Source organism: Candidatus Thiosymbion oneisti (assembly GCF_900092655.1).
Taxonomy (GTDB): Bacteria; Pseudomonadota; Gammaproteobacteria; order Chromatiales; family Chromatiaceae; genus Thiosymbion; species Thiosymbion oneisti.
Window position 1 is genome coordinate 1 of the sequence record NZ_FLUY01001481.1, and the last position, 6,400, is coordinate 6,400.

The following is a 6,400-nucleotide window of genomic DNA, read 5'->3' on the forward strand; positions in this document are numbered from 1 at the left end:
CGTTGGCATCAAGGCACGGGGTGTCGGCTTCCAGATCACGTTCAATCTGCTTCAGCTGGCTTTCCAACTGTTTCTTGTGGCGGCAGGAGGGCGGCCTGGCTACGGGCGTGGCCTTGTTTGTAACGTCTTGCCGTGAAGGTTGGCCCCTCGCAACTGACTCGACCGCCAGTTTACGCTCGCAACGACCAGCAACGAATACTTTCACAATCTCTCCAGCGTGGGAACGCAAGTGTGGCCGCTCCAGCGGCCAAGGTTTCGACGCTGGAGCGTCTGGACTTGCTCCCACGCTGGAGAGACTGTGCAAGAATCTGTCTTTTCTGGCGGCGGTGGGATGAATCTGTGAAAATCTGCGTAATCTGCGGATTCAAAACGAAACGCGACCGACGCCCATGAGGCCGAGATGGTGGGTACAGCCTACTCTAGGCGGTGAGCACAGCCCAGCCTACCGGCGACTGGCAGCCGGAGGCTAAGAGACTGTCTAAAAAGGGACCGTAGGCCGTAGGCTGGGTTGCGGCCAGGGATGGCCAAAACCCAGTAATAACCAAAGCTGGGGTTCGTTCCGCACCCCAGCCTACCGATTTAAAATCAATAGGTTAGTTTTTAGACAGCCTCTAAAGGTTATACGTGCTCGCTGCTCACCGGGTCGACAAACCACAAGACCACACGCGAAGGGAGTTTAGTATGGAAATCTCAAGCAGCATTTTCGGCCGATCCGCCGCGCTCCTCTTGCTGGGCCTTGCCGGCTGTATCCTAGCGGGTTGCGGCAGTGATCCGATCCCCCCGGAGACCAAGACCCGCCTGAAGGCGGAGGTCATCGCGTCGGTTGACGTCAATCAGGACACGGATGGCCGCTCCCTGCCCATCGTCGTGAGGATCTACGAGCTCAAGGCGACCCGGGGGTTCCGGAATGCGGACTTTTACGGTCTCTATGACCGTGAAGCCGAAGCCCTGGGGGCGGATCTCCTGACCCGCGAGGAGCTCAACCTGGGACCTGGGCAACGACGCCTGATCAAGCGCGAGACGGCCCCGGACGCCCACTATCTGGGCGTGATGGGCGCCTTTCGTGCCATCGACGGCGCCCAGTGGAAGGCGACCCGCCCCTTGACTGTGGGCACGACCAACAAGGTCAAGATCCGTCTCGGCCCGAACAGCGTTTCCATTCGCTGATGCACCTGCGTATCGTGATCGCTTTTTCTGCGTCCGCGGCGTCTCTGTGGTTCATGAATACACCTGGGTAGGTTAGACCGGCTCTTAAACCTTAAAGAGGCCACTTATGTCCTGGAACAGCAAGGTGCTCTGGTCGGAGGGGATGTTTCTGCAGCCCCATCACTTCCAGCAGCACGACCGCTACCTCGAGCATCTGGTGGGTGCGACCTCTGCCGTTGCCACGCCCTACCCCTGGGGGGTGCAGCGCCTGACGGTCGATACCGAGCTGTTGGGCCTCGGCAAGGTGGCCCTGGTGGAGGCCAAGGGTCTGCTGCCCGACGGCACCCCGTTCGACCTCCCTGCGGACGGCCCCCCACCGCCCGCCCTGGAGCTCGATGAGACGGTCAAGGAAGCGATCGTCTATCTGGCCCTGCCCCTGCGGCAGCCGGGATTGGTGGAGGCCGGAGGCGCGGAGGCGACCGACGCCACCCTACGTTACCGCAGCCATACCGAGGAGGTACGTGACAATCATACGGGACCACAACAGACGGAGGCCCCGGTGGAAGTCGGCACCCTCGAGCTGCGCCTCCTGCTCGACCGGGACGACCGCAACGGATTCGCCCACACCGGGCTGGTGCGGGTTCTAGAGTGTCGGGCGGACAAGCGGATCGTGCTGGATGATGCCTATATTCCTCCCTGTGTGGACTGCAAGGCCAGCCCGCGGCTGGCCGGATTCGTCGGTGAGCTGCTGGGGTTGCTGCATCACCGCGGGGAGACGCTGGCCGCCAGGGTCAGCGGATCGGGTCGCAGCGGGGTTGCCGAGTGGGCGGATTTTCTCCTGCTGCAAGTCATCAATCGGCTCGAGCCCCTCACTGCGCACCTGGATGCCATCGCGGGTCTGCACCCGGAGCTCCTCTATCGCCTGTTGTTACCCATGGCCGGCGAGCTCGCGACCTTTACGATCCGCGAGAAACGTCCACCTGAGTTTCCAACCTATCGTCACGACGATTTGGCCGGGACCTTCACGCCAGTGATGGTCGCCCTGCGGGAGGCGTTGAGCAGGGTCCTGGAGGAACGGGCCATCCCTATCCCGATCCAGGAGCGCAAATACGGTTTCCGTGTTGCTCCTTTGAGCGACCGGACCCTACTCGCCGACGCCGGTTTCATCCTGGCCGCGCACGCCAAGGTCAATACCGAGGTCTTGCGCAATCGGTTCCCGGCCCAGGTGAAGATCGGACCGGTGGAGAAGATCCAAGAGCTGGTCAAGCTCGCCCTGCCCGGGATCGCATTGCGGCCCCTGCCAGTGGCACCGCGTCAGATTCCTTTCCATGCCGGGTTCGTCTATTTCGAGCTCGACCGTAGCAGCGAGCTGTGGGAACAGCTGGAGCACTCGGGTGGATTCTCTCTGCACATCGGCGGTGAATTTCCGGACCTGGAGCTGGAATTCTGGGCCATCAGGGAGTAGGCGGACATGTCCCAAGGCGATTCCTTCTCCAGCGCAGGCGATAGCGACCGCACCCTGATCCGGCCGACGCCGGGCGGGCACAAGGCCACCGGTGCACCACCGCCACCGCCGAGGGCACGTGCGGAGGTCACCCCGATCCCGCGCGGCGCCTTGCCGACCGGGACCGACCTCAATCCCTTGGTCCGTTGCGCCTCGCCGTTGCTCGCCGCCGCCGGTCAACTGCGCAACAGCACCACCCACCCGGACCCGGAGGGACTACGCAACCGGCTGGTCAGCGAGGTCCGTACCTTCGAGGAGTGCGCCCGGGCGAAGGGCATTCCTGAGAATAATGTCTTAGCCGCCCGCTATGTGCTCTGCTCCCTACTCGATGAGACGGTGCTGGAGGGGACCCCTTGGGGGAGTGAGAGCGTGTGGGCCGAACAGGGCCTGCTGATCGGCTTCCACAAAGAGGCCTGGGGCGGCGAGAAGTTCTTCCTGGCCCTCGATCGGTTGATCGCCTACCCCAGCGGCAACCTGCACCTGCTGGAGCTCATGTATCTGTGCCTGGCTTTCGGCTTCCGGGGGCGCTACGCGCGTGACGGGAGCCGGGATCGGCTGGAGACGGTCCGCGAACAGCTCTATCAAACTATCCGCGCCCAGCGCGGTGACCCTGAGCGGGAGCTCTCCCCCCACTGGCGAGGGATCGTCGAGCAGCGCGATCCATTGATCCGCATCCTGCCGCTGTGGGTGCTGTCGGCCCTGGCCGGTGTGCTCTTGGTCGCCTTGTTTGCCGGCTTCCGCTATGCGCTGCACAGCGATTCCGATCCGGTATTCCTGGCCCTGGGCAAGCTGGACGTACCCACCGTTGAGGTCCCTCGTACTCCCAGCGTCGCCACCAGATACGAACCCTCACCGCCGGTCGCTGAGAGGCCGCTGTCACTGCGTATCCTATTGGCGGACGAGATCACCGCCGGGCAGGTGGAGATCGTCGACGGACCACGCGGACAGACCGAGACCGTCGTGATCCAGAGCGACCAGCTCTTTCGCTCGGGCCGGGCCTCGCTCAACAAGCAATTCCTCTCCTTGCTGGAGGTTATCGGTGGGGCCTTGCAACAGCTGCCGGGCGAGGTGCTGGTAACGGGTCACACCGACAGCATACCGATCCGCACCCTGAAGTTCCCGAGCAACCAGGTCTTGTCCGCGCGGCGTGCCCAAAACGTCACCGAGCGGTTGAGAAAGATCACGGGCCAGCCGGATCGGTTCACCGCCAAGGGGCTGGCAGACAGCCGACCGCGGATGCCGGAGGATCCGACCCATGCCCGCAACCGGCGGGTGGAAATCAGCTTGCGGCACCCGGCCCGGGTCGACCGGAGCCACTGATGACGAACTGGCAAGATCCGAAGAATTCAAGCCGCAAATGAACGCCAATGAACGCAAATCGGTCGCAAAAGATCAGATTATCTTTTTTGTCCGCAGATTACGCAGATTCTCGCAGATTGAAAACAAGGCTCTATTACTGAAGTATCTCCACATTATTGCAATCTAAAACAACAACTTGGCTCGTTCCCACGCTCCGGCGTGGGAACGCAATTGTGGCCGCTCCAGCGGACATAAGTTTCGTGACGCTGGAGCGTCCAGACTTGCCCCCACGCTGGAGCGTGGGAGCCAGAGAGATGCATATTTAGATATCTGCTTTTAGATACGATATATCCAGACCTAGATACTTATATCCAAATATAGATATTTCAGATACGGCAGTAGAGCCGTCTATTGCATGTTAGCCTATTAAGGAACAAATATGCCAAATGATGAATACAAAAAGTATTTAGAGTTTTTGTTTGAAGAATATGTAAAAAACAGGCTCTCTCTCGGCAGGCGATACATCCATAAAATGCGATTTGAAAAATATGGGTTTGAGGGAGAGCAAAGACGACTTCAAAAAGCAGTTTTTTTGTGCCGATACATTCACTCTTTTTGTGATGATGATGATGAGATTTTAAGAACATTTACGCTTCCTGCACTGCAAGATCATGTTGGTACAATAATGGATGCATACCGAGATAATAATCGATTGCTTGATAAACTAGGAATTATTGACTGTTTAGAGTCTCACTATGAAAAAATTGTTTCAGGAATTGAGTACGAGCTTCTTCCTTCCTATGATACTGAGATTATGAAACAGCTTGGAAGCAAGACACCGGAAAACGATTTAAGAGCAATCATTTATTCTATTAAGAATGAGAAAACCGAAAAACAGTCTACGAATGATAGCTACAAACAATCTTCTACAGAGAAGCGTCTAAAGCGTATTGAAAGTATGATAGAAGATGGGTGGCGTGGCTATTATGATGCTAGAGAAGGGAGAGCAGAAAAACCACCCAAGAAATCAAGAAGGTGGTTTAAAGGTCTAGGAAATATTGGCCAAGGTGTAGCTCTTTCCATTGGGAATATTGGATTGGCATTAGGAGCATTTAATTTTCCTGTTTCACCAGAAACTCAAACTTGGGGAGCAATAGTTTCAGTGACTACAGGTGTTGGGATGGCTATGAATGGTATTGGTGAACTACGCAGCGAGTAGGGCTAACAAAACGTTCCAGTGGAGCGGGGGACAGCGCCTTTTTTAAGGGAATGAGGTGGGTTTACGTAAATCAGTTATTTTAGAGTTCCGTGTTCCCCCGCCCACTGAACTCCGTGGTTAGAAGGCAAAAAAGACGAAGAGTAGCCAAACTCCAAGCATCCTGATAAATACCAACATGAACATTGATACATCAGGGCACTTCGGAGACATGCTGAATGAAAGAAACATTCGCATGAATTGGATTCAGGACGCCATTGATTCCCCTGATCGAATTGAAGACCATGAAGATGGAACCAAACACTAACTTAAAGCAGGTTCCCGAGTTTGACAATCGATGGCTTCGTATTGTAATCAATGTTACAGCAATACCAGAAAAAGGCGTAACCGCCTTTTTCGATAGAAGATTGAGAAAACAAAATGAGAATAAAAGTAGATAAAGATAGCGACACCTTGTACTTCCGACTTGACGAAGAAAGCATTATCGAGTCAGAAGAAATTCGTCCCGGCGTCATTCTTGATTATGACAGGAATGATTGTGTCGTAGGAGTCGAATTCCTTGGTGTATCTGCAAGGGCTACACAAGAAGAATTGTCTTCACTGCAATTCCAAACTTCCTAGTGAATAGCTTCTAACAAGAATATGAACCTGACTGTTCATGGCCGTGCTTCGTTTAGCTACTCCAGCGGGTTATGTTCGACGTTAGCCCCTCTACAAAAGGCCCCGCAATGGAAGTCAAATTAAGCAAGCAACAAAAAGTCACTGTAAAGGGTGCGGAAGACATTTATCTGATCATGCGCCAGATTCTCCGGAGAGAGAATAAAATTGGTCAAGGCCAGGAACACTTCTGGATGGTTGGGTTTGAATCAAGCCAACAAGATCCTCCATATCGAGTTAGTCGCGCTGGGTTCTTCTAACATGATCAACATCAAACCCAGAGAAACCTTCCGCATGGCGATTTACAAGCTCGCCGTTCAGGTTATCATGGTCCATAACCACCCCGGTGGAAATGTAACGCCTTCAGGGCACCTTGAAAAATTCGAAATGTTTTTGTGGAGCAGGGATGTCCTGCCATGCTCACGCGCGTAACCATATGAGGTAGTGGTAAACTTATAAGTGAAAAAGTAGAGCGATTCATCCTTTTGATCTCTTCTCCCCAACCCTCTCCCGGAGGGAGAGGGGGCATAGCGGCCAGTGCCGTTGGTCATGTTCCAACTTAGATATTAACCACTACC

The 6,400-nt window shown here is 55.6% G+C and carries 6 protein-coding genes; all 6 read left to right on the plus strand.

Annotated features, from left to right (window positions below; genetic code table 11):
- The first annotated feature begins 681 nt into the window (after window positions 1–681).
- The 6 genes from tssJ (at window position 682) to BQ17_RS15225 (ending at window position 6,254) form a co-directional block, all read left to right on the plus strand.
- Window positions 682–1,167, plus strand: coding sequence for a type VI secretion system lipoprotein TssJ (tssJ, locus tag BQ17_RS15200; protein ID WP_256091624.1), 486 nt, complete (start codon window positions 682–684; stop codon window positions 1,165–1,167).
- 106 nt (window positions 1,168–1,273) lie between these two features.
- Complete coding sequence (gene tssK / locus BQ17_RS15205) at window positions 1,274–2,611, plus strand: type VI secretion system baseplate subunit TssK (protein ID WP_089728475.1); 1,338 nt, start codon at window positions 1,274–1,276, stop codon at window positions 2,609–2,611.
- A gap of 6 nt (window positions 2,612–2,617) precedes the next feature.
- Window positions 2,618–3,970 (plus strand): type IVB secretion system protein IcmH/DotU, encoded by a 1,353-nt coding sequence (gene icmH, locus BQ17_RS15210; RefSeq protein ID WP_089728476.1) that lies wholly within the window; start codon window positions 2,618–2,620, stop codon window positions 3,968–3,970.
- Window positions 3,971–4,388: 418 nt separating this feature from the next.
- Window positions 4,389–5,168, plus strand: a complete 780-nt coding sequence (locus BQ17_RS20935; protein WP_141699312.1) for a hypothetical protein — start codon at window positions 4,389–4,391, stop codon at window positions 5,166–5,168.
- 417 nt (window positions 5,169–5,585) lie between these two features.
- Window positions 5,586–5,786 (plus strand): DUF2283 domain-containing protein, encoded by a 201-nt coding sequence (locus BQ17_RS15220; protein ID WP_089728478.1) that lies wholly within the window; start codon window positions 5,586–5,588, stop codon window positions 5,784–5,786.
- A gap of 240 nt (window positions 5,787–6,026) precedes the next feature.
- The gene (locus BQ17_RS15225) at window positions 6,027–6,254 is read left to right on the plus strand and encodes a JAB domain-containing protein (RefSeq protein ID WP_176722458.1); all 228 of its coding nucleotides are present in this window, start codon (window positions 6,027–6,029) and stop codon (window positions 6,252–6,254) included.
- Window positions 6,255–6,400: the final 146 nt, after the last annotated feature.

Excerpts from the sequence above, each read along its gene's own strand:
- tssJ (WP_256091624.1), top strand. The coding sequence starts at position 682 with ATGGAAATCTCAAGCAGCATTTTCGGCCGATCCGCCGCGCTCCTCTTG.
- tssK (WP_089728475.1), top strand. The coding sequence starts at position 1,274 with ATGTCCTGGAACAGCAAGGTGCTCTGGTCGGAGGGGATGTTTCTGCAG.
- icmH (WP_089728476.1), top strand. The coding sequence starts at position 2,618 with ATGTCCCAAGGCGATTCCTTCTCCAGCGCAGGCGATAGCGACCGCACC.
- BQ17_RS15220 (WP_089728478.1), top strand. The coding sequence starts at position 5,586 with ATGAGAATAAAAGTAGATAAAGATAGCGACACCTTGTACTTCCGACTT.
- BQ17_RS20935 (WP_141699312.1), top strand. The coding sequence starts at position 4,389 with ATGCCAAATGATGAATACAAAAAGTATTTAGAGTTTTTGTTTGAAGAA.